12 protein-coding genes and 1 tRNA gene are annotated in these 21005 nt (G+C 60.8%); 5 read left to right on the top strand and 8 right to left on the bottom strand.

The genetic code is table 11. The annotated features are described in order from the left end of the window. Positions 1-5 precede the first annotated feature (5 nt). Entirely contained in the window at positions 6-665 is a 660-nt protein-coding gene (locus tag ACP7AJ_RS19130) for an HAD family hydrolase (protein ID WP_426061806.1), read from the bottom strand. Between the two features lie 100 nt (positions 666-765). Between ACP7AJ_RS19130 and ACP7AJ_RS19125 the strand changes: the two genes are divergently transcribed. After that, positions 766-839 (top strand) — tRNA-Ile (locus ACP7AJ_RS19125). 207 nt (positions 840-1046) lie between these two features. Here ACP7AJ_RS19125 and ACP7AJ_RS19120 read toward each other — a convergent pair. The 7 genes from ACP7AJ_RS19120 to ACP7AJ_RS19090 form a co-directional block, all read right to left on the bottom strand. Further along, positions 1047-2831 (bottom strand): RagB/SusD family nutrient uptake outer membrane protein, encoded by a 1785-nt coding sequence (locus ACP7AJ_RS19120; RefSeq protein ID WP_426061805.1) that lies wholly within the window; start codon positions 2829-2831, stop codon positions 1047-1049. Positions 2832-2850: 19 nt separating this feature from the next. Beyond that, positions 2851-6072 (bottom strand): SusC/RagA family TonB-linked outer membrane protein, encoded by a 3222-nt coding sequence (locus tag ACP7AJ_RS19115; RefSeq protein WP_426061804.1) that lies wholly within the window; start codon positions 6070-6072, stop codon positions 2851-2853. Positions 6073-6111: 39 nt separating this feature from the next. After that, complete coding sequence (locus ACP7AJ_RS19110) at positions 6112-6801, bottom strand: DUF3826 domain-containing protein (protein WP_426061803.1); 690 nt, start codon at positions 6799-6801, stop codon at positions 6112-6114. 289 nt (positions 6802-7090) lie between these two features. Further along, on the bottom strand, positions 7091-7996 hold the full coding sequence (locus tag ACP7AJ_RS19105) for a TIM barrel protein (protein WP_426061802.1): 906 nt from the start codon (positions 7994-7996) through the stop codon (positions 7091-7093). Between the two features lie 48 nt (positions 7997-8044). Next, positions 8045-9439, bottom strand: coding sequence for a sialate O-acetylesterase (locus ACP7AJ_RS19100; RefSeq protein ID WP_426061801.1), 1395 nt, complete (start codon positions 9437-9439; stop codon positions 8045-8047). Positions 9440-9486: 47 nt separating this feature from the next. After that, a complete protein-coding gene (locus tag ACP7AJ_RS19095; protein ID WP_426061800.1) occupies positions 9487-12633 on the bottom strand; it encodes a DUF6298 domain-containing protein in 3147 nt (1048 codons plus the stop codon). A gap of 141 nt (positions 12634-12774) precedes the next feature. Beyond that, complete coding sequence (locus ACP7AJ_RS19090; protein WP_426061799.1) at positions 12775-14409, bottom strand: pectate lyase family protein; 1635 nt, start codon at positions 14407-14409, stop codon at positions 12775-12777. A 255-nt stretch (positions 14410-14664) separates the two neighbouring features. On the opposite strand from ACP7AJ_RS19090, the gene ACP7AJ_RS19085 reads away from it, so the two are divergent. The 4 genes from ACP7AJ_RS19085 to ACP7AJ_RS19070 all read left to right on the top strand — a co-directional run bounded on the left by ACP7AJ_RS19085 (position 14665) and on the right by ACP7AJ_RS19070 (position 20985). Next, positions 14665-14844 carry a hypothetical protein gene (locus ACP7AJ_RS19085; protein WP_426061798.1) on the top strand — a complete coding sequence of 60 codons (180 nt, stop codon included), beginning with the start codon at positions 14665-14667 and terminating at the stop codon, positions 14842-14844. A 77-nt stretch (positions 14845-14921) separates the two neighbouring features. After that, on the top strand, positions 14922-17705 hold the full coding sequence (locus tag ACP7AJ_RS19080) for an alpha-d-galacturonidase (protein WP_426061797.1): 2784 nt from the start codon (positions 14922-14924) through the stop codon (positions 17703-17705). A gap of 24 nt (positions 17706-17729) precedes the next feature. Continuing rightward, complete coding sequence (locus ACP7AJ_RS19075) at positions 17730-19295, top strand: MGH1-like glycoside hydrolase domain-containing protein (RefSeq protein WP_426061796.1); 1566 nt, start codon at positions 17730-17732, stop codon at positions 19293-19295. A gap of 136 nt (positions 19296-19431) precedes the next feature. Next, the gene (locus ACP7AJ_RS19070; protein WP_426061795.1) at positions 19432-20985 is read left to right on the top strand and encodes a glycoside hydrolase family 28 protein; all 1554 of its coding nucleotides are present in this window, start codon (positions 19432-19434) and stop codon (positions 20983-20985) included. Positions 20986-21005: the final 20 nt, after the last annotated feature.

Below are 21005 nucleotides of genomic sequence, written 5' to 3'. Positions count from 1 at the left end.
CTGGGTCAGGAATGGGCTGGGGGGTATTCTCGGGGAAAGGCACGGATGGCTTCGGGCAGGGCAGATGTAAGGGTAAGGGGCGGGGCCAGGTGTAGCACCCGCAGTCCCAGACGTCGGGCCGTGGCCACGTGTTGCGGACTGTCTTCAATGAACAACGTATCCGCAGCCTCCCAGTTCATTTGATTTAGCGCATAGCGGAAGATTTCCTCTCCTGGCTTACGGAAACCCACTTCTTGCGAGTAAAATACTCGGTCCAGCACATCCGCTATTCCATTCGTGAAACCGTACTGTGTGGCCAAACGCCGATTGATTTCGGCAATGTGCAAAGTGTTTGTATTGCTCAGCAAAGCCGTTTGGTGTCCTTGTCTGCGCAGCTCACCAATAAGAGCCAGTCGTTCGGCTGGGACATCCAGCAACATTGCATGCCACGCAGCGTCAATCTCCGCATCTGTAGCGTCTAAATCGTAGGCTGCACGCAACCCTGCCCGAAACTCGGTAGGGGAGAGGTGCCCGGTTTCAAACTGGTCAAAAAGCTCGCTCTGCTGAGCTTGCGAATACGCAATGGTGCTGCCAGCGCGGCTGATTCGCCGCATTGCGGCTGGAGTGGCATCGTAATCAATATCTATGATTACGCCGCCAAAGTCAAATAACAGGTGAGGCAACATGAGCTGGTTTGTTTTTCCAGCCCCAAAGGTCGTACTTTTGTACCCGTTGGAGGGCCGGTAACGGCAAGGGTTGAGGTGAAAGATGACTTCCTCCAGCACTGGGCCTATAGCTCAATCGGTTAGAGCAGCTGACTCATAATCAGCAGGTCACTGGTTCGATTCCAGTTGGGCCCACTGCAACACTACAAACCCCTTCTATTAATTTTAGAGGGGGTTTTTTGTTTGATTAATAATTCAGTTGTACCGCTTATTGCGGTTGCGCGTGCTCACTCAGCAGAAGGAATTGATGAGGATAGAAGGCCCGCATATGCAAATGCGCCGCCATTCAGCCTGAATGGCGGCGCATTGGTTTACATGGCGGTATTTGGGAAGACCGGAGGGTTAGCGTATGGGGTCGAAGGAACCGCCCCAGGTGTTGTTCTGCACCAACTGGGGGTTGTTGTCAATTGCAGCCTGGGGAATCCCAAAGAAGTAGTACTGCGGCTTCCAATTGATGGTATAGCGTGTGTCTAGGTTCTTGAAAGCGATGGTAAAGTAGTTGGTGTAGGCCAGGTCGAGGTTCACGTTGTCGCGGTTAGTGGCGAAGTCGGCGGGTACCCCGGTGGCCTTCAGGGTGATGGTGACACCCGTGCGGCGCTTGCCGTTAAGGGTGCTCTCCATCTTGCGCCACCGGCGCAAATCCCAGAAGCGCTTGCCTTCGAAGGCCAGCTCCAACTGCCGCTCGTACAAGATGGCGTCAAACATTTGCGTCCGGCTCATGCCCGACTGCAGGCCGTACATGCCATCGGTGCCGGCTTCGATGCCCGCCCGGGCGCGGATAGCTTTCAACTGGGTGTAAGCTTCGGTTAGATTGTTAACGCCGCAGGCACTTTCGGCCAGGTTCAGCAACACTTCGGCGTAGCGAATCTCAATCCAGTCGGTACCCACGAACTGGGCCTCGCTTACGTTGACCGTGGGATTGATGGCTTTACGGGTGTAGAAACCAGTGTTGCTGGCCCGGTTCTCCACCGAGGTAGTGCCCCGGAAGTAGGTCCAGAGCTTGTAGGCCGTATTGCCGTTCAGGGGCCAGGTAGCTCCGTTGTAGCCGATAGTTTTGTCGAAACGGGGGTCGCGGTTTTTGTAGAAAAGCGTGTCTGAGTAGCGATACTTTGTGGATTGGCCGGTCTTTTTGCCGTCGCGCATGGGGAAGGCTTTCACCATCTCCCAGGTGGGTTGGTTGGCGTTGCCGCCTGTGCCGGTGTAGGATGGGCGGGTAGAGTTGTCGTACTGGTTGTTGCGCTTTACCTGGTCGCCCGTCGCGGTGTTATACCCGGTCACAAATACCGCTTCGGGGTTGCCGACTTCCTGAAACCAAAGCTGGTCGAAGGAGGCGTGCAGGCGCGAGCCGTTGGCCGTCAGCACGTCGCGGGCCTGCACGCTGGCATTGTAGGCTGCCTGCCACTTAGCGGCGTTGTCGGGCGTGAACTGGGGGCTGGCGGCGTACAACAGCACCCGCGCCTTGAAGGCGGCCGCGGCACCCTTGGTAATGCGGCCCCAGTCGGAGTTAGCCAGCCACTTACCGGGCAAGGTCTGAATGGCTGAATCCAGGTCGGCGGTGATGGCGGTGAAGGTTTCGGTCGTCGTGTTGCGCGGCAGGTACGTTAGGTCGCGGGCTTCTATGCCCACGGCGTTCAAGGGGGTCATCACCAGGGGCACGCCGCCGTACTCGCGCACGAGCTCGAAGTACCGCCACGCCCGGAGAAATTGGGCCTGGCCACGCAGACGCCCTTTCGTAGCGGCCGGGAGCGGGCCGTTTTTCACGTCCTGCAGGAACATGTTGATGGCCCGGATTTTTCCGTAGTTGTTGGTCGCACTCAGGGTGGTGCCAAAGTTGCCCACGTCGGACTGCTGCAGCGTACCCTCCAGAAATTTGGTATCGGCAAAGGCTTCGTCGGACAAGCCGGCTACGTTGACGTTGCCATGGATGGTGTTGGTGAGGGGGCTGCCCCAATCCGGGGTATTCTGCGCGTAGAGGTAACTAAGGTTGAGGTTGGTCAGCGTGGAGTCCTTGAAAATGAGTTCAGCGTCGGCTGCTCCCAGGTTATCCTTATCCAGCACTTTCTCGCAGCTGCTCAACGCAAAAGCGGAGCCTATAGTGGCGATGGCGATGAGATGAAATGGTTTCATATTGCGGAGGGAGGAGAGATTAGAAGCCAACGTTCAGGCCAAGGGACACCGAGCGCAGTGTTGGGTAAGCATCGTATGCGCCGCCGTAGTTTTTGTAGGTGTAAGGGTTGTAGAAGTTGAAGGGGTTGAGGGCGGTGAGAAACATGCGCGCCGAACCCACACCCACGCGGCTGGTGAGGGCTGCGGGCAAGGTATAGGAGATGTTGGCGTTGCGCATGCCCGCCGAGAAGGAGCTCCGGAACCAGAACGACGAGGCCACGTCGTAGGTAGCAGCATAAGAGGGAGCGGGAAACTCGGCCTGCGTGTTTTCGGGCGTCCAGTGGTCAGCCCAGAACGCGGGTCGGTTGGAAGTGAGAGTGGCCTGCTTGCGGGCGGCCGACTCTACCAGAGCCTGCCCGCCCCAAGAAATGCCCATTGTGGCCGAGATGGTCAGCGACTTGTAGGAGATGCTGGGGTTGAAGCCAATGCCGTAGTGGTTGTCGGCCTTCGGGGTCAGGAAGGTCTGGTCCACGTCCGTGATTTTGCCGTCGGGACCCGTGTACTGGCCCGAGGCATCTTTGGGCCCGCGGATGTCCTGGTAGTACAGCATACCGGGCATCGGCGCTGCACCAAAAAGGGTGTAGCCGGGGTTGGCCTGCAGGTGCTTGTCGACGTCGCCTTGGGTGCGGAACATGCCCAGGTACTCATAGCCTTGCACGCCCATGTCGCTCGAGCGGCCGGTGGGGTCGTCGTAGTTGCCAATTTGGCCGCGGGGGACGTCCACGATGAGCTGCTTGTTGTCGTTCCAGGAGAAGAACGTGTTGAGGCGGTACGACAAGTCGTTGGTGATTTTGTCGTTGTAACCCAGCGAGATTTCATAACCGAAGCCATCCACCGACGCGAAGTTCTCGGAGGGCAGGGCCGCACCAATCAGCAGCGGGGCCGAGCCCGACAGGGCCGTGAGCATGTTGTAGCGGCGGTCGTAGAAGCCATCAACGCCCAGCGAAAGGCGGTTGCCGAAAAACCGTGCGTCGATACCGGCGTTGTACTTGGTGTTGTCGTCCCAGCGGGCGGCGCGGTTGGCCAAGGCATTGTTGGCGGAGAATATCAGCGACCGGTCGCTGTTGCCACCGAACACAGCGCCTTGGCCAGTTTTCAGGCCGTAGCTCGTTTGCCAGTTGTAAGCCCTGGTGGCGTCGCCGCCGAGGAAGCCCACCGAGCCCCGCAGCTTCAGAAAGCCGACGAAGGGCACGGTGTTCTTGAAGAACGGCTCTTCCGACATCACCCAGCCCACCGACACCGATGGGAAGAGGCCCCAGCGGTATTCCGGCGCAAACCTGGTGGAGGCGTCGTAGCGGAACGTGGTTTCGAGCAGGTACTTACCAGCGAAGTCGTAGTTGAAGCGGCCAACGTAGGACAGTGTGCCGGACTCGCTGGCGGATTCCGTGGTGGTTTGAATGCCGGTGGCAAAGTTCATGTAATCGAGCCCCTCGCCAATGATGGCGCCTTCGGCCATGGCAGCTACGCCATCCATCTCGGTTTCCGACTGCTCAACCACGCCGATAGCGGATACGTGGTGCTTGCCGAACTGCTGGTCATAACTGAGATAGGCGTTCAGCTGGTAGCTATCGAACGTGGTTGGGTTCAGGCGAACCCGGTCTCCGTTGTTCAGCACCACGGGGTTGCCTTGCACGTTACCGCCGTAAATGTGTTTGTTGGTGCCCAGCATGGTCAGGCGGTACACGTTGTACTTCGTACCGTACTGCTTGCCAAAGCTGTTATCCATGGTTTTGTTGAACAGCACCCGGGCCTTGAGGCCCTTGAGGAAGGGTAGCTCGTATTCGGCGCTGGCCGTGACGTTTAGGCCAGTATTGCGGTTGGACGTGTAGTTGTTGGACTTCTGTACTTCAAAGAAGTGGAAGGCGTCCACGGAGTTGGCGTTGCCGTTCGAGAGCAGCACCGGCAGCCCGTTCACATACATCGGCGCCCACTGCGGTGTGAAGAGCAGGCTGCGCATGTCGTTTTCAGCATTTTCCCCGCCCTGCTTGAGGTAGTACATGCGCTTCTGCGACAAGTCCCCGCTCACTGAGAGGGCCACTTTCAGGCCGCGGGTCACCTTCACGTCGGTGCTGGCCCGGTAAGTCCACTTATTGGAGTTGATGTTGTCGAAGTTGGCGTTCTGGTAGTTGTAGCTAATGCCGGCGAAGTAGGTCGCCCGCTCGGTGCCGCCGCTCATGTTCAGGGCGTGGCGCGTGACGGTGGCCGGCTTCCAAGCTTCCCGCAGCCAGTCGGTGTTGTTGTTAGCGAAGTGTTCCAGCTCGTCCGGTGTGTAATACAACGGGTCGTTGGCAGCCCGGCGGTTTCCCCGGTAGAGCTCGTTCATGTAGGTGGCGTGCTGCACCCCGGTCATCATCTTGGGCAGCATGGCGGCGTCCGTCACGCCCACCGAGCCGCTGTAGCTGAATTTGGGCGCGCCCACCTGGCCGCGGCGAGTAGCCACTAGCACCACGCCCTGCGCGCCGCGGGCTCCGTATATGGCCGCCGCGGCGTCTTTGAGGATGGAGATGGACTCTACTTCCGACTGGTCCAGCACGTTGAAGTCATCCTCCGTCCGCACCACGCCGTCGATAACGAACAAGGGTTGCAGCGTGCCGCCGTCCTTCGACTTAATGACGGGGTTGCGCACGGTAATGGAGCCCGCGTCGCCGGGGCGGCCCGTGCCCCCGCTCACGCTCACACCGGGCAGCTGGCCCACGAGCGCCGTGGACAAGCTGCCCACCGGCAAGTCCTCAATCTGCTTCATGTCGACCACCCCCACGGCGCCCGTCATGGTGGCCCTGGTCTGGGTGCCGTAGCCCACCACCACCACCTCGTCGAGAGAAGCTTTGTCTTCTTCGAGCCGAATTTCCAGCGTCGTGCGGCCGTTCACAGCTATCTCTTGGCTTTTGAAGCCCACGAAGCTGAAAATCAGCGTTTCATTGCCAGTGGGCAGGTTGAAATGAAACACGCCGTCGTTGCCCGAGCTGGTGCCCGTCTTCGTGCCTTTGATGAGCACGGTTACTCCAGGCAGCGGGTTGCCTTTCGCGTCCTTCACCAGGCCCTTGAAGGCCACTGTGATATCCTTAGCCGAGGCAGGGGCTGGAGCCAAAGTAGCTTCGGCTGGGATGGTCCCGAGTAGGGCTCCGCCCACAAGGAGCGCGCAGGCCAGCCGGGTAGGGGTACCAGCTGCCAGGGGCAGCTGCAGGGGTAAAAAATGAGCCATAACCGTTTGGTGGGTTAAACTGGGAATGAGGTGAAAGAGCTAGTGAGAGCCTTCGGCGGCCTTGCGGGCAGCGATGCGCGCCTGCCAGTCCTTACCGGCCTGGTTCATGTCGATGCCTGCGGCCGAGAGGTAGTTGTTGATTTTGCCTTTGTACTTGCCAAACCAGGCGTGCTTCTGCTCCGAGGTGCCAGCGTCCATGGCCCTCTCGCGGGCCTCGGTGAGCCAAGCCAGCATCTGAGCTTTCTGCTCGGCTGTGAGGTTGGGCAGCATCTCGTTGTAGGCGCGCATTGTGATGGGCAGCACGCCGTAAGTCATGCCGTCTTTCACTTGGTCAACTTGAGAAGGGGTGAGGCGGCGGCTCAGCTTTTTAAGGTACTGGGCGTGCAGCTTATCTAACGAAGCGGTGGTTTCGGTTTCGACCTTGGCGGCTTCGGCTTTGGTAGCATCGGTCTGGGGCTGCGCCTTGATGGCGGCCAGGCGGCTCTTGCGAACTTCGTGTACTTTGTTGAGTTGGCCGTACTGCTCGGCAATCACGTCGCGGACGTGCACCGAATCTTTGGCCTTCAGTCCGTCCAGCTTGCCCACAATCTTGGCGGACCGCTCAGTGACGGTCCGCTTATAAGCGGCTTCCTTGGTTTCGGTCGCGGCTGGCGTCTGGGCCATCGCCTGTGGAAGGGCAGTTGCGGCCAGGGCGCCACTCAAAAACAGGCTTCGCAGTAGGGTATTCATAATGTGCGCGTAACTAAAGAATAAGAGCAAGTTACACGTCTCTCAAAAGGAAAATATGTCTGTTTTAACTAACTTATTGTACGATATTATCATATCAGCTGTCATCTTGCTGATAAAGAAGATAGGTACCTACAAAATGTAGATTTTCAACTGATTATAAGCAATTGGCGCAGCTTATTAACTGGTATAAGACGGCCCAAACGTTGCCGAAGCCACTCATCTGGTTCAACCCGGCTAAGCGCAATTTCATAGGCGAATATTGCCGCTGGAAAAAGGCGCCGAGCGGTTCTCAGCCCGCTTGAAAAATCGACTTAAGGTAGGCCGTATTCGCGCTGAAGTTCTTCCTCACGTTGCGTCCGTCGTTGGCGTCGCGCGAGCGCTCGATAACCAGCCAGCCGTCCCAGCCCATGTCGGCCAGGGTCTGCTTCACCTTGTTCATGTCGAGGCGCGTGTTGTTTTGCAGCCACACGCCGTCTTCGTCGGTGGCGTGCATCTGGCAAATGCGCTTGCGCCCCAGGATTTTCAGCTCTTGGTGCAGGTCGCGCCCTTCCTTCAGGGGGTTCGAGAAGTTGAAGTAAATCTGCACGTGCTTCGAGCCGATTTCGCGCAGCAGCTGCACCTCACCCGCGGCATCGAGTGAGGTTTCGATACCGACCACCACGCCGGCCTTTTTGGCCATTTTGCCCACCACCTTTAGGCGCTCTACAATGGCGGGGCGCAGCTCGGGATTCTTTATCAAATCGCCCTGCGTGCCCAGGGGCAGGAAGGCCACCTTCACGTTCATGGCCTTCATCGTGTCGAGGCAGTCCTGAATCATGCGCTGGTAAGTAGGGCGCGTAGCAAATGATTGGGCGTAGAAGCCCGTCATGGCCAGCGAGCAAATTTCCAAGTTGAGCTCCTTGGCCTTGTCGATGAACTGCTGACGGATTTCAGGCTTGGCCAGTTGGTTGTCGAAGGTTTCGCGCTGGCCCAAGCCGCCCATGTCCACTTCCACGCCGTCGGCCCCGATGTCTTTGGTGAGCTGCAGCGCGCCCAGCTTCTGCCGCTTGAGTATCATCAAGTCCACGACAGCAATCTTATAAGTAAGCTTTTTGGCGCGGCTGCCCGCCCAGCCCGACCAGGGCAACAGCAGCCCAGCCGTCAGCAACGAACTGGCCTTGAGAAAATCGCGACGGGTAAGGGCGTGCTGGCTCATAGCTAAAAAGTAAGGGGTAAAACGGAACTGAAAAAAACGGAGGTGCAGCTAGCGAACGCTCACGCGCGCCTCCGACTTGTCGGTGCGGAAGGGCCGCGCGGGCAGGCCCTGGTCAGAAAACAGATTGGGCTGCAGCAACTCGTGCCAGCCAAAGCGCACGGCTACCGGCCGCGACACGCCCGGGGCCGAAACCAGCACCTGCGCGCCCGCAATGCGCGCCTGCGCCGGCACAAACACGCCGTCGGCCCCGGCCATGGTGAAGCCCGTGAGCGGCTGTCCGTCCTTGCTCACCAAGCGGCCCCCAGCAGGAGCGAAGGTGAGCATGGCTACATCACCCTTCACCTTCAGGCGGCGGAATACCGGGCCGGTAGCCGCCACGTGGGGCTGTTCGTAGGTGCCGGCCAGGGCCAGCAAGGCCAGGCGCCGGCCTACCTCCCACTTGTAGCCGGGGTGTATGCCACCCAAGCTGTCGGCCAAATCGGTGGTCACTATCATGCCGGTGCGAGGCAACTGCAGGGCAAGCTCCTGCGCTTCGCGGAAGCGGGGCAGGGTTTCGGGCGTAATCACCACTTTGCCCGAGGCGTCGGAGTACTTGAACGGGGCCAGCTGCACGTAGTAGAAGGGCAGGGGCCCGCCGCCCCAGGCCGCCCGCCAGCTCTCAATCAGCGTTTTCATCTTGTGGGCGTAGCTGTCGGTTTCGGCCAGGAAGCAGTTCGTTTCGCCCTGGTACCATAGGAAGCCCTGCACGGCAAACGGTACCAGCGGCCGTATCATCGGCTCGTAGAATTTGCCTGGTTCGCCTTCTACTTTCTGGCCGGCGAAGTGTTTGTCCTGCGCAAATGCCGCTTCTGAAATCCAGGGTTCGATGCGGCTGCCCGGCACGGCCGAGGAAATCATGCCCACCGGCACGTTGAGGCGCTGTTGCAGCTCTTTGGCAAAGAAGTAAGCGGCGGCGGAAAACGACCGCAGGGCAGAATCTTGCGCGATGCTCCAGCCGCCGTGCAGGGAGTCGGGCCGGGCCAGCTCCTTGCGGTTGACCAGGAAAATGCGAATGGCGGGGTTGTGGGCGTACTTCAACTCATCCACCGGGCTCGGGTTGAGGCCTGGCGGGGGCGGCACCTTGCTGTTTTTGCGCATGGTGTACTCCATGTTCGACTGCCCCGAGCACAGCCACACCTCGCCCACCAGCACGTTTTGCAGTCGGATGGTATTGCGGCCGCTCACCACCAGCTCGGCCGGCGTAGCCGAAGCCGTGAGCGGCTGCAACGTTACCTGCCAGCGGCCCGCGGCATCGGCTGTGGTACGGGCGTGCTGCCCGTCAAACTGCACAGTCACTGCCTCGCCAGGCGCCGCGGTACCCCAAATGGGCACGGGCTTGGCACGTTGCAGCACCATGTTGTGCCCCAGCACGCGGGGCAGCACCACGGTGGCGTGTGCGGGCATCGCGGCCCCCAGCAGCAGTGCCCATCCGATCAGTCCGCGCTTTCCCATTATTTCTTTGATAGCCAAAGGACCTCTGCGCCGGTACCCGGGGCGGTCAGCGTCACTATTTTTCCGCCTTTCACCGACTCCGTTTTACCAGTCAGTTGTCCGGTTTTCGGGTTTAGGCGCCGCACGGCGAACGTACCGCTCAGGCCGGAAAGGTCGAGATGCGCGGGCGTTGTGCCGTCGCGGTACACGAGCAGGCCAGTTTTGCCGTCGCTCAAGGCCCATTGGCCGGCGGGTTGCCCGGGTAGCACCACCGGCTTCATGCCAGCTACTGATGTGGCAAAACCAGCCTCGGCCACGCGGGGCACGTGGGCCAGCGAGCCGCCCGCCAGTAGCACCGCCCACCCGAAGCCGTCGTAGCCGTCGGCGGAGTAAAGCACGGCTTTGTCGGGGAACTGCTGGCGGTATTCGCGCACGGCGCGGTACACCTGCTCAAAGGAGCTGCGCTTGGGGCTTAGCAGGCGCGCGTGCTGGCGGGGGGCCAGGTTTTGGCCGCCGGCCGGCGCGTAGGTTTTGCCGTCGGCCTGGTAATGCCAGTAGTTAATGTCGATGAGGTCGACCACCGCGGCCCGAGCCGGGTCGGCCAGAATGGCGTCCTGTACGTCCTTGGTGGTGCTCAGGGCGATGGTGGCCTGCTGGCCAGTTTCGGTTTCCCACTCCTTGATGGTGTCCAGCCAGAACTGCACGAAGGGCAGCGGCCCGGTAAATTCGGCCCCGATGAGGTGAATGACGCCCGTTTTGCCCACAAAGTTGTTGAGACACTGTCGGATGTAGGCCCGGTGCAGGGGGCGCCGGGCCGCATCGTTCACGTCGTAAAACTGCTCGGCCATGAAGATGCGCTTGTCGCCAGCGTAGGGCGGTGGCTCCGGAAAGCCAGTGTTGTTCACGTTGTTGACCGGGCGCCAGGGGAAGTCGGCGTAGTGGGCACCGGCTTCGATGATGTTGTGCTGAAAATAGTGCTGGTTGAGCAGCACCAGTCCTTTCTGGTCGGCCAGGTCAGCAAATTGCGCCAGCCGGTTCCAGTACCATTGGTTGTACTTGGTCAGGTCGTAGCGGCTCAGGCCGTCCCAGGCCGTACCGGTGCCGCTGCGGGCAAAGGGCAGCTCGTAGAACGGGGCCCACACGTCGCCGTCCATGCGGCGGATGCGCTCGTGGTCGTCGCGGCGGCGCTCGTACCACAGGCCGTAGTTGTGGGCCAGGGCCACAATGTTTTGCGTCCGCATGGAGTCAGTCATTTCCGGCAGGTCATCGGTTAGGCCGCGCCCCGTTTGGCCCGGCACGAAGCGCGTGACGTGTGGCTTGGGGTTTAGCAGGCCGTGAGGGCGGGCGCTTCCATTCCACCAAGGCACGTCCTGGCGGCGGCCGGTTACCAAGGCGTTGCCGCGCACGACCACGCCCTGCGTCACCCGCAATGGAGCAGCGTAGGCGGGGGCCGCAGGCGTTTTCACTTTCAGCTTGTCGATGCTGGGCGCGGAATGCTGCGTGGCCAAGGGCTGGCGAGTGGGCGCAGCCTGAATGAACGCCAGCAGGGTAGGGGCCGGGGTGGCCGAGAGGCGGGTCAGCTCCATGGCCACGGCTACTTTGGGGCTGCTCGAAGCCTCAGTACTCACCGGCAGCAAAATAGCGCGGCTGGCTACGGCATCGCCAAGCCGGTCTTTCAGTTGAGCGTAGTACAGGCTGCGGGGCTGAATGGACTCGTTCGACATGTCCCAGTAGCCATTGCCGCCGAACTGCGCCCAAGTGCCAAATGCCCAGTTCTGGGCCGTGGGTGGCTGGTAGCAGTCCACACGGGCGGCTGTGCACTGCCAGAGCACGCTGTTGGCCACGGCCCAGCCGGCGCCCTGCCCGTCCTGTTCGCGGTTGCCGAAGCGCAGGGCTTGGCCATATTCTTTGACGATGTCAAACAGCACGCCCGAAGCCCAGCTATCGATACCGCCGCTGAAGCTCAGGGCCTCTTCTGCTTCACACTGCACGAAGGCATTGGGGCCAGCGGCGCAGTAGCCCAGGGCAAAATCGTGGTAGCCGTTCTCGGCATATAGGCGCTGAAACAGCGTCTGCTGGCCCAGCGTGTAGAACGTGTTGCGCCGCTCACCGCCTATTTCCGATACCGGCTCAGTGGATATGCAGTCTTCCACCGTGACGCGGCGGGCGGTTTCGTGCGCCAGCACCGCCGAGCCGGCAAAGCGCCGGAACGCCACCTGGCGCACCCAGGCGTCCTGCACGTCGTCCAGCACCACGGCCATCCAGCGGTGGTCTTCGTCCTTGGGGTTGGCCAGGTCGACGGTTGACTCCAGGCGCAGGTTCTCGATGCCCGCCTGGGTTATCAGCCCCGGCCAGGTGTAGCGGGCCACGGTGCCGCCGCCGTAGGTTTGGTCGAGGGCGGTGGTGAGGGGGGCGTCAAGGGTGATGCCTGCGGCATCGACGGCTACCACCTGCCGGTCCCAGGCCAGGTTGTGCTGGCCGGGTTTCCAGCCGAGGGAGGAGAGGCCGCCGCCGAAGGTTTGCATACCTAGTTTTTCAATCCAGGCCGCCGTGGAAGGGCGCTGCACCAGCACTCGGTCTCCTACTTTGAAGGTTGCTGCATTGGCCACGTGCACGGTGCGGGCATTCACGGGCACGTACCGGTCCGAGATGGCCAGCGCCGTTTCCAGCTTGCGGTCGGGTCGGCCAGCAATGGTGATAAGGTGCTCGCGGCTAGTGCCGCTGCCGAGGATGGTGGTGCCCCCCTCGCCCATACCACTGCCGCGCAGCACCACGCCCGAGGCGCGGATTATCAGCCGGCCGGCGATTTCATAGGTTCCTTTTTCCAGCAGCACGGCGCCGCGCAAGCCGTCCTTACCCAGGGGGCGTGCGGCCACGTAGTCGAGGGCGGCCTGCACGCGGGCCGTGGCGTCGCCAGCGCGCACCGGTACCACCACCCTGATTTCGGCCATGGGAATGGCCTGCTCGCCAGCCCGGTAACCGCAATAGGAAAAGTCCGGGATGCGGTTGCCTAAAGAGTCCGGAGTGTACACCAGCTTGCCCTCTGGGCCCACGGCCACGGGCGCTGGCTTGGGGATGGGCTTGGGTTTGCCCTGCCCAACGGCCGGCCCAGCCGAAATCAGGCCGGCCAGCAGCAGGAAGTAGAAGGAGCGGGTGGGGTGGGACACGGGGAGTTTGTTTTCGAGCAGCAGCCTAAAAGAACGTCATGCGGAGCGCAGTGAAGCATCTTTACCGCGCAAAGGATTTGAGCTAATAATGAGGTAAAGATGCTTCACTGCACTCCGCAATGACAGTGGCTGGAGATAAGGTTAGGGCTTGACGTTTTTCACTGCTACCAAGCTGTTGAGGTAGTTTTCGATATTGGTGTAGCCGTCTTTGCTTTTGACCTGGGCAGCGTCAGCTGGGTTTTTGGGGTCGAGGCCTTTCTTCTTTTCGTAGTCGTCGGGCATGCCGTCCTTGTCGGCGTCGGCGTAGGGCTTGCCGGCGTAGGTGGGGTAGCCGCCCACCTGGACGGGGTCCGTGATGATGCCGTTCTTGTAGGAGTCAACCGGTAGGCGGCGGTGCTTGAACTGGGTGTCGGGCAGCTTGATGCCTTCTTTGTAGGTGATTTTGCCGGTGCGCACCTGCTCGATGACGCGGGCGTCCACGGCGTCGCGCCGGGGCAGAGTGGCGCCGGCGTTTTCCAGCACGTAGGAAAAGGCTTTCTCGGCGGGAATGATGGTGATTTCCGCCATAGGCAGGGGCTTGTTTACCTTCATGTCGGCCATGTACTTGCCGGCGTTGGGCAGCTCTTCTACCTGCACGCCACCGTCCCAGTTGTCCTTGGTCACGTTGGGGTGGCCCTCCACGATGTTGCCGGCTACGTAGGCGCGGCCGTACACCTGGTACTTGAGCTTACTGCGGCCCGACTCGGGTTTCAAAATGCGGTGGCCAATGTTGGAATCCTTCGGCGTGGAGGGGCCGGGCTTGTAGTAATTATTGATGATGTTGTAGAGGGCGCGGTAGTCGCCGCCGTCGGTGGAGCGATGCACCCAGTTGAACATCACGTTGTTGACGAAGTTAAATACCCCGTTCCAGCCTATGGAGGGGTTGCGGCCGGCGTTGTCGGCCCACAGGTTGCGCATGAACGTGCAGTTCTCGCCGCCGAGCGTGCTGCCGAAGGCGTGGTTCCAGGTGTCAAGCGCCTCGGAGAAGATGGAGTTCTGAATGGTGATGTTCACCGTTCCCAGCTTCTGCTCGGCAATGCCGGTGCTGTCGTTGTACATGTGGCGGTACATCGACATGTTCTCGTCGAGGCCCCAGGAGGCCGACACGTGGTCAATCATGATGTTGCCAATGGGGTTGCCGCCGATAGCGTCGTCGCGCCGGCCCACGTTGGTTTCGCCGCGGCGGAAGCGCATGTACCGCACCACCACGTCGTGGGTGTTAATCCAGACCGACTCGCCGGCCACACAGATGCCGTCGCCGGGCGCGCTCTGGCCCGCAATGGTGATGTAAGGCGCCCGGATGATGAGCGGGCTTTTGAGTTGAATGATGCCGGCCACGTTGAACACCACGGTGCGGGCGCCGCCCTGCTCGCAGGCTTCGCGCAAAGAGCCGGGGCCGCTGTCGGCCAGGCTCGTCACCACGTACACCTTGCCGCCGCGCCCCCCGAAGGTGTAGGCCCCGCCGCCTTCGGCGCCCGGAAACGCGGGGATGCTGGCCTGTGGCAAGTCAATGGGGCGGGCCGCCCACGGAATGTAGGGCTTGCCTTCGCGCTGCTCCTTCTGAATGATGGGGTAGGCCTTGTTCCAGGCAATGTCCGACTGGCGACTTGCCGCGGCCATCATGTCCGCGCTGGCCTTCGCCACATCCGCCGGAATAGAAGGGTACTGGGCCCGCGCTTCGTGTTGCGACGAGAAAAAGAGGCCTAAAGCGCAGAGGGAAGCAACCGATTTTTTCATAGGTGGATTGAAGGAGTTTGACCGAAGCGAAATAACAAGGCGAAAGCGCCGGGCACCTATATCATTTTCTCGACCCTATGTAGGATGTTATCATACCACTTGACGGCGTGCTGCCGAAGGCCTGGAACCGGCAAATTAGCTAGGGTGCCCGACTCCTGTTAAGTAGGCGTATGCACCAGCCACTAGTCTGGCCGGGCCCGCCAACAGCCTGGGAAGTTTCCTTATTTATGAGCGTAACGGTTTCTGCTGCTAGGCATGGTGCCGCTGCCCCAGCGGCAAAGCACCACCATAGTCCCCGTGCGCCGGGGCCAGTGCGCCCAGCGGGTGGCCGCCTTCTCCCGGAGGTGGGCTTGGCAAAACCGGCCGTTTTGCGATGGCAACATGCTACAACAGGCGGAGAAGATGGTATACAGTGTCGGCCCGGCAGCCCAGTAATTTTGATAACGTCCAAGCTCCCCGCGGCCCGATAGCTGCCGCTGCTGCATACCGACCACCTTTAACACGCCGTGCCGATGCCTCGAAATCTGTGGAAGCTTCTTGCAACCAGCTATTTCTGCTTAAGCTGCTGGCTGCTGGCGCCCACCGATGCCCGCGCCGCGCCGGTGCCCGCCAGGCCCAACCGCACCATTTTGCTGCCCAAGGGCGCCCACGCCCGCTTGCACTACGGCGCCGCCCGGCTGGCCACCGCCCTGCGGGCCGCCGGCTACCAGGTGAAGGTGCAGGAGCAGGGTAAGCTGCCCAAGGGCCAGGGCCTGATTGTAGTGGGCCGGGCCACCGACGAACTCCTGCGGCAAGCCGCCACTACGTACCACCTGAGTGCGGGCAAAACGCCCGGCAAAGAAGGTTTTTCTATCGCATCAGGCGAGAAAAGTGCCCTCGTTATTGCCGGCACCGACAACTCTGGCGCGCTCTATGGCTGCTTGGAACTAGCTGAGCAAGTACGCACCCAAGGCAAGCTCAGCGAAAGCCTGAGCTTGACCGACCAGCCCGAAATGGTTCTGCGCGGTGCCTGCATCGGCATTCAGAAGCCGTATTATCTGCCGGGCCGAACCGTGTACGAGTACCCGTACACGCCCGAAGTGTTTCCGTGGCTCTACGATAAGGAGCTGTGGGTGCGCTACCTCGACATGCTGGCCGACAACCGCATGAACTCGCTCTACCTCTGGAACGGGCACCCGTTTGCCTCGCTGGTACGGCTGAAGGACTACCCCTACGCCGTTGAAGTGGACGACGCCACCTTCAAAAAGAACGAGGAGATGTACCGCTTCCTGACGGCGGAGGCCGACAAGCGCGGCATCTGGGTGATTCAGATGTTCTATAACATCATTGTCTCGAAGCCCTTCGCCGAGCACCACAACATTAAAACCCAGGACCGCGCCCGGCCCATTGTGCCGCTCATTGCCGATTACACGCGCAAGTCCATCGCCGCTTTCGTGGAGAAATACCCCAACGTGGGCCTGATGGTAGCCTTGGGCGAAGCCATGGAAGGCGCTGGCCAGGACGACGTGGACTGGTTCACGAAGACCATCATCCCGGGTGTGCTTGACGGCCTCAAAGCCTCCGGCCAAACCGACTTGCCGCCCATCGTGCTGCGGGCCCACGACACCGACGCGCCCCGCGTGATAACCGCCGCGCTGCCGTACTATAAAAACCTCTACACCGAAGCCAAATTCAACGGCGAGGCGCTCACTACCTACACGCCGCGCGGCTCCTGGGCTGAGCTGCACCGGCAGCTGAGCAGCATGAACTCGGTGCACATCGAGAACGTGCACATCCTGGCCAACCTGGAGCCGTTCCGCTACGGTTCGGCCGATTTTATTCAGAAAAGCGTGCAGGCCATGCATAGCACGTATGGCGCCAACGGCCTGCACCTCTACCCGCAGGCTTCGTACTGGGACTGGCCCTACACCGCCGACAAAGCCCCCGAGCGCCTGCTACAGATTGACCGCGACTGGCTCTGGTATAAGGCGTGGTCGCGCTACGCTTGGCGCGCCGACCGCCCGCGCCCGGCCGAGCAGAACTACTGGGGCCTGGAATTGGGTACGATGTTCGGCTGCGACGCCACCGCCGGCAAGCAGATAATGGAAGCCTACGAGCAGGCCGGCGAAATTGAACCCAAGCTGCTGCGCCGCTACGGCATCACCGACGGCAACCGCCAGACCCTGACGCTGGGCATGCTCATGGGCCAACTCATCAACCCCAAGCGCTACGGCCTCTTCACGCTACTCTATGAGTCGGAAGCACCGGAGGGCGAAATGATAATTGAGTACGCCGAAAAGGAGGCCAAGGGGCATCCGCACGTGGGCGAAACGCCGCCGCAAGTGGCCACCGAAGTGGTGGCCCACGGCCAGGCCGCCATTGCCGCCATCGAGCGTGCCGCGCCCGCCGTGACCAGGAACCAAGCTGAATTTGGCCGCGTGAAAAATGACATGTATTGCCAGGACGCCCTGGCAAACTTCTACGCCGAAAAGGTGCAGGCCGCCTTGCGCGTGCTACGCTACAAGTACTCGCACAACGTGGCCGACCTGGAGCAGGCTGTGCCTTACCTGGAGCGCAGCCTAAGCCACTGGCAAAAGCTGGTGGGCCTGACCCAGGACACGTACTTGTACGCCAACAGCATGCAGACAGCGCAGCGTAAAATCCCCATGCGCGGCGTGGACGGCACCTACAAAACTTGGGTGGAGATGCTGCCAGTCTATCAAAAGGAGCTGGTGAACCTGCGCCACAACATCGACTCGCTCAAGGCCGTGAAAACCGCGCCGGCAGCTAAGAAGCTGGTTGCGGCCAGCAACGCCAATGTCACCGTGCTGAGCAAGGCGGGCAGCAACTACAAGTTGGCTCCCGGTCAATTAGCCTTCGCTGACACCAGCGCACAGATTACCGCCTTGGCACCGGAACTGTTGGGGTTGAAGGGCCTGCGGCTGAACAAGGCACAGCAAGCCAGCCAGGGCACTGAGGTGAGCTTCAAAACGGCCAAGCCGGTGAAGCTGCTGGTGGGTTACTTTACGCAGAAAAAACCCGGCTACCTGCCCGCGCCGCAGCTCGAAACTGACGCCAGCGCCAACGACTACGGCCAGGCCGACATCAGAATTGCCAATGCGGCCCTGGTCGCCGGCCAGCCGGCCGTGAATGTGCATGTTTACTCTTTCAAGGCCGGTACGCACACCCTGAACCTAGGCCGAGGCGCCTGCCTCGTCCTCGGTTTTATGGATGCCAGCCAGCCGTTGCGCACCTACAACGCGGGCCTGGGGGGCGGGGGCGAGCAGGCCAAAGAAATCGATTGGTTATTCGAATAGACGGCCCAAAGCCCCAAGCCACCCATGCAGCTGCGAACCAAACCGTTTTTATTCTTTCTGAGCCTGCTGGGCTGGACCGTCCCGGTTGGGGTGGCCGCGCAGCAAGCGCCCGCGCCGGTGCTGACGGCCGAGCACCTGCGCGCCAGCGTGGCCCGCTTTAACGCCCTGGACCAGGAGGACGTCATCAACTTCGTGCCCAATGCCCAGGCGGCCGACTGGCTTACCCAACAGGTACCGCGGTTCGAGTGCCCCGATTCGGCGCTGCAGGAAACGTACTACTACCGCTGGTGGACCTACCGCAAACACCTTAAGCAGACGCCTGACGGCTTCGTGTTCACGGAATTCATTACGCCGATGAAGCACGCCGGGCTGCACAACACCATCAGCAGCGCTTTGGGTCACCACCTCAACGAGGGCCGCTGGCTGCACGACCCTCAGTTCACCGAGCAGTACACGCGCTTCTGGCTGTACGCCGATGCCAAAAAAACCAAGAAGCTGCACGCCTTTAGTAGCTGGCTGCAGGACGCCGTGTACGGCATGTACCTGGTGAACCAGAACCAAGCCCTGGTGCAGGAGCTGCTGCCCGTGCTCAGCGCCGACTACCGCCAGTGGGAAGCCGAAAGAATGCTGCCCAGCGGCATGTTCTGGCAGTACGACGTGCGCGACGCCATGGAGGAATCCATCAGCGGCGGGCGCAAAGTGAAGAACGTGCGGCCCACCATCAACAGCTACATGTACGGCAACGCTACTGCGATGGCGGCCATGGCCCGGCTGACGAAAAACGACACGCTGGAGCGCAAGTTCTCCCGGAAAGCCAAGCAACTGCGGGCCGACGTGCAGCGCACTTTGTGGGACGACAAGGCCTCCTTTTTTAAGGTGCAGTACGAGAAGGGTGGGCTCTGCGAAGCACGCGAGGAGTTGGGTTACATCCCGTGGTACTTCTCATTGCCGGCCGACAAACCGAAATACGCCAAGCAGTGGGAGCAACTCACCGACCCAGCCGGCTTTCAGGCGCCGTGGGGCATCACCACGGCCGAGCGGCGCGCGCCCGGCTTCCGAACCCATGGCTCGGGCCACGGCTGCGAGTGGGACGGCGCGGTGTGGCCCTACGCCACCACCCAAACCCTGAAAGGCCTGGCCAACCTGCTTACTCAGTACAAGCACCACGACGGCATGAGCCCGCAGGTGTACTACTCCGAACTGCGTAAGTATGCCCTCTCGCACCAGAAAAACGGCGTGCCCTACTTGGGCGAGTACCAGGACGAAAAGAACGGCGAGTGGTTAAAGGGCGACAATCCGCGCAGCAGCTACTACAACCACTCCGGCTTCGCCGATTTGATAATAACTGGCTTGGTTGGCCTGAAGCCGCGTGCTGACAACGTAGTGGAGGTGTTTCCGCTGGTGCCCGCCGGGCAGTGGGATTACTTCTGCCTTGACCAGGTGCGCTATCACGGCCGCATGATTTCCGTGATTTGGGACAAAACCGGCACCAAATACGGCAAGGGCCAAGGACTGAGAATTCTGGCTGATGGCAAGGAAATAGGCCGCGCCAATGAGTTGAAACGGCTGACGGCCAAGCTGCCCGGTTGATTATTTGGCCATTGTAGTCGGTCATGCAGAGCGCAGCGAAGCATCCCTACTGCGCAAGTAATTCATGCAACCCAACGAAGCGGGTAAGATGCTTCGCTGCGCTCTGCATGACGTTCTTTTTAGGAACCTAATTGGTATGAAATATAATCTTCTCGTCTTTCTTCTGTTTTTACTTTGCGCCCCAGCCGCCCAGGCGCAGGACTACTACAACGTACTCAAGTACGGCGCCCGCAACGACAGCACGAAGCTGGCTACGGCGGCCATTGCCAAGGCCATTGCGGCGGCCTCGAAGGCGGGTGGCGGCACGGTGTATTTCCCGGCAGGGCGCTACCGCACTGGCCCCATTCATCTCAAAAGCAACATCACCATTGAGATAGGAGCGGGGGCCATCCTTTACTTCAGCGATAATTTTGACGACTACCTGCCCATGGTGCCTTCGCGCTACGAGGGCATCGACGTGACCAGCTTTTCCCCGCTGTTCTACGCGTACAAGGCCGAGAACATCACCATTCGGGGCCGGGGCATCATCGATGGGCAGGGCAAGAAGTGGTGGGACTACGCCGAAGGGCAGTCACGCAAAAGCCAGGACTCGAAGTGGCAAAAGGAGTTTCAGCGCCTGAACGCCAACATCCTAAAACCGGACCTGCCCGGCGTGATTGAGCGCGCCTTTCTGCGCCCGCCGTTCATTCAGCCCATGCACTGCAAAAATGTGCTGATTGAAGGCATTACCATCCGCAACTCGCCTTTCTGGACCGTGAATCCGGAATTCTGCGAGAACGTGACCATTACGGGGGTGACCATCACCAACCCACCTTCGCCAAATACGGACGGCATCAACCCGGAGTCGTGCCGCAACGTGCACATTTCCAACTGCCACATCAGCGTGGGCGACGACTGCATCACCATCAAGTCGGGCAAGGACCAGGCGGGCCGCAAGATGAATGTGCCGGCCGAAAACTACACCATTACCAACTGCACCATGCTCTCGGGTCACGGTGGCGTGGTCATCGGCAGCGAGATGTCGGGCGGGGTGAAGAAAATAACCATCTCGAATTGCATCTTCGACGGCACCGACCGCGGCATCCGCATCAAAACGGCCCGGGGCCGGGGTGGCGTGGTAGAAGACATTCGGGTAGACAACGTGGTAATGAAGAACATCCGGGACCAGATGATAGTGCTGGACATGCAGTACGCCAACGTGCCCGCTGAGCCCGTGAGCGAGCGCACGCCGCGCTTCCGCAACATTCACTTCAGCAACATCACCGCCGAGGGCAACCAAGCCGGCCTGCTCAATGGCCTGCCGGAAATGCCCATCGAAAACGTCACGTTCAGCAACATGAACCTCGACGCCAAACAAGGCTTTACGGTGCGCGAGGCACGCAACATTGCCTTCCTCAACGTGCAGATAAACCCGGCCGCGGGCCCGGCCGTGCGCGCCGAAAACGTGCAGCAGCTGCGCCTCGACGGCCTGCGCAGCGCCATGCCGCTGGCGGCCACGCCTCTGGTAGAGCTGACCAATGTGGTAGACGCCTTTGTGTCGAATTCCTTCCCAGTGGCCGGCACCGAAACCTTCCTCAAGCTCACGGGCGCCAAAACGCGCAACATCGTGCTACAGAACAATCACTTCAAAGCCGTGAAAGCCCCGGTAAGCCAAGACGACACCGTGAAAGAGCGAGTGGCTGTCAACTAACCCGGTCCCGAAACCAGAGC

Origin of the sequence: Hymenobacter sp. B1770 (genome assembly GCF_049896385.1) — a bacterium.
Taxonomy (GTDB): domain Bacteria; phylum Bacteroidota; class Bacteroidia; order Cytophagales; family Hymenobacteraceae; genus Hymenobacter.
Note: the sequence above shows the minus strand (reverse complement) of the source record. Positions and strands in the feature narration are given on the sequence as shown.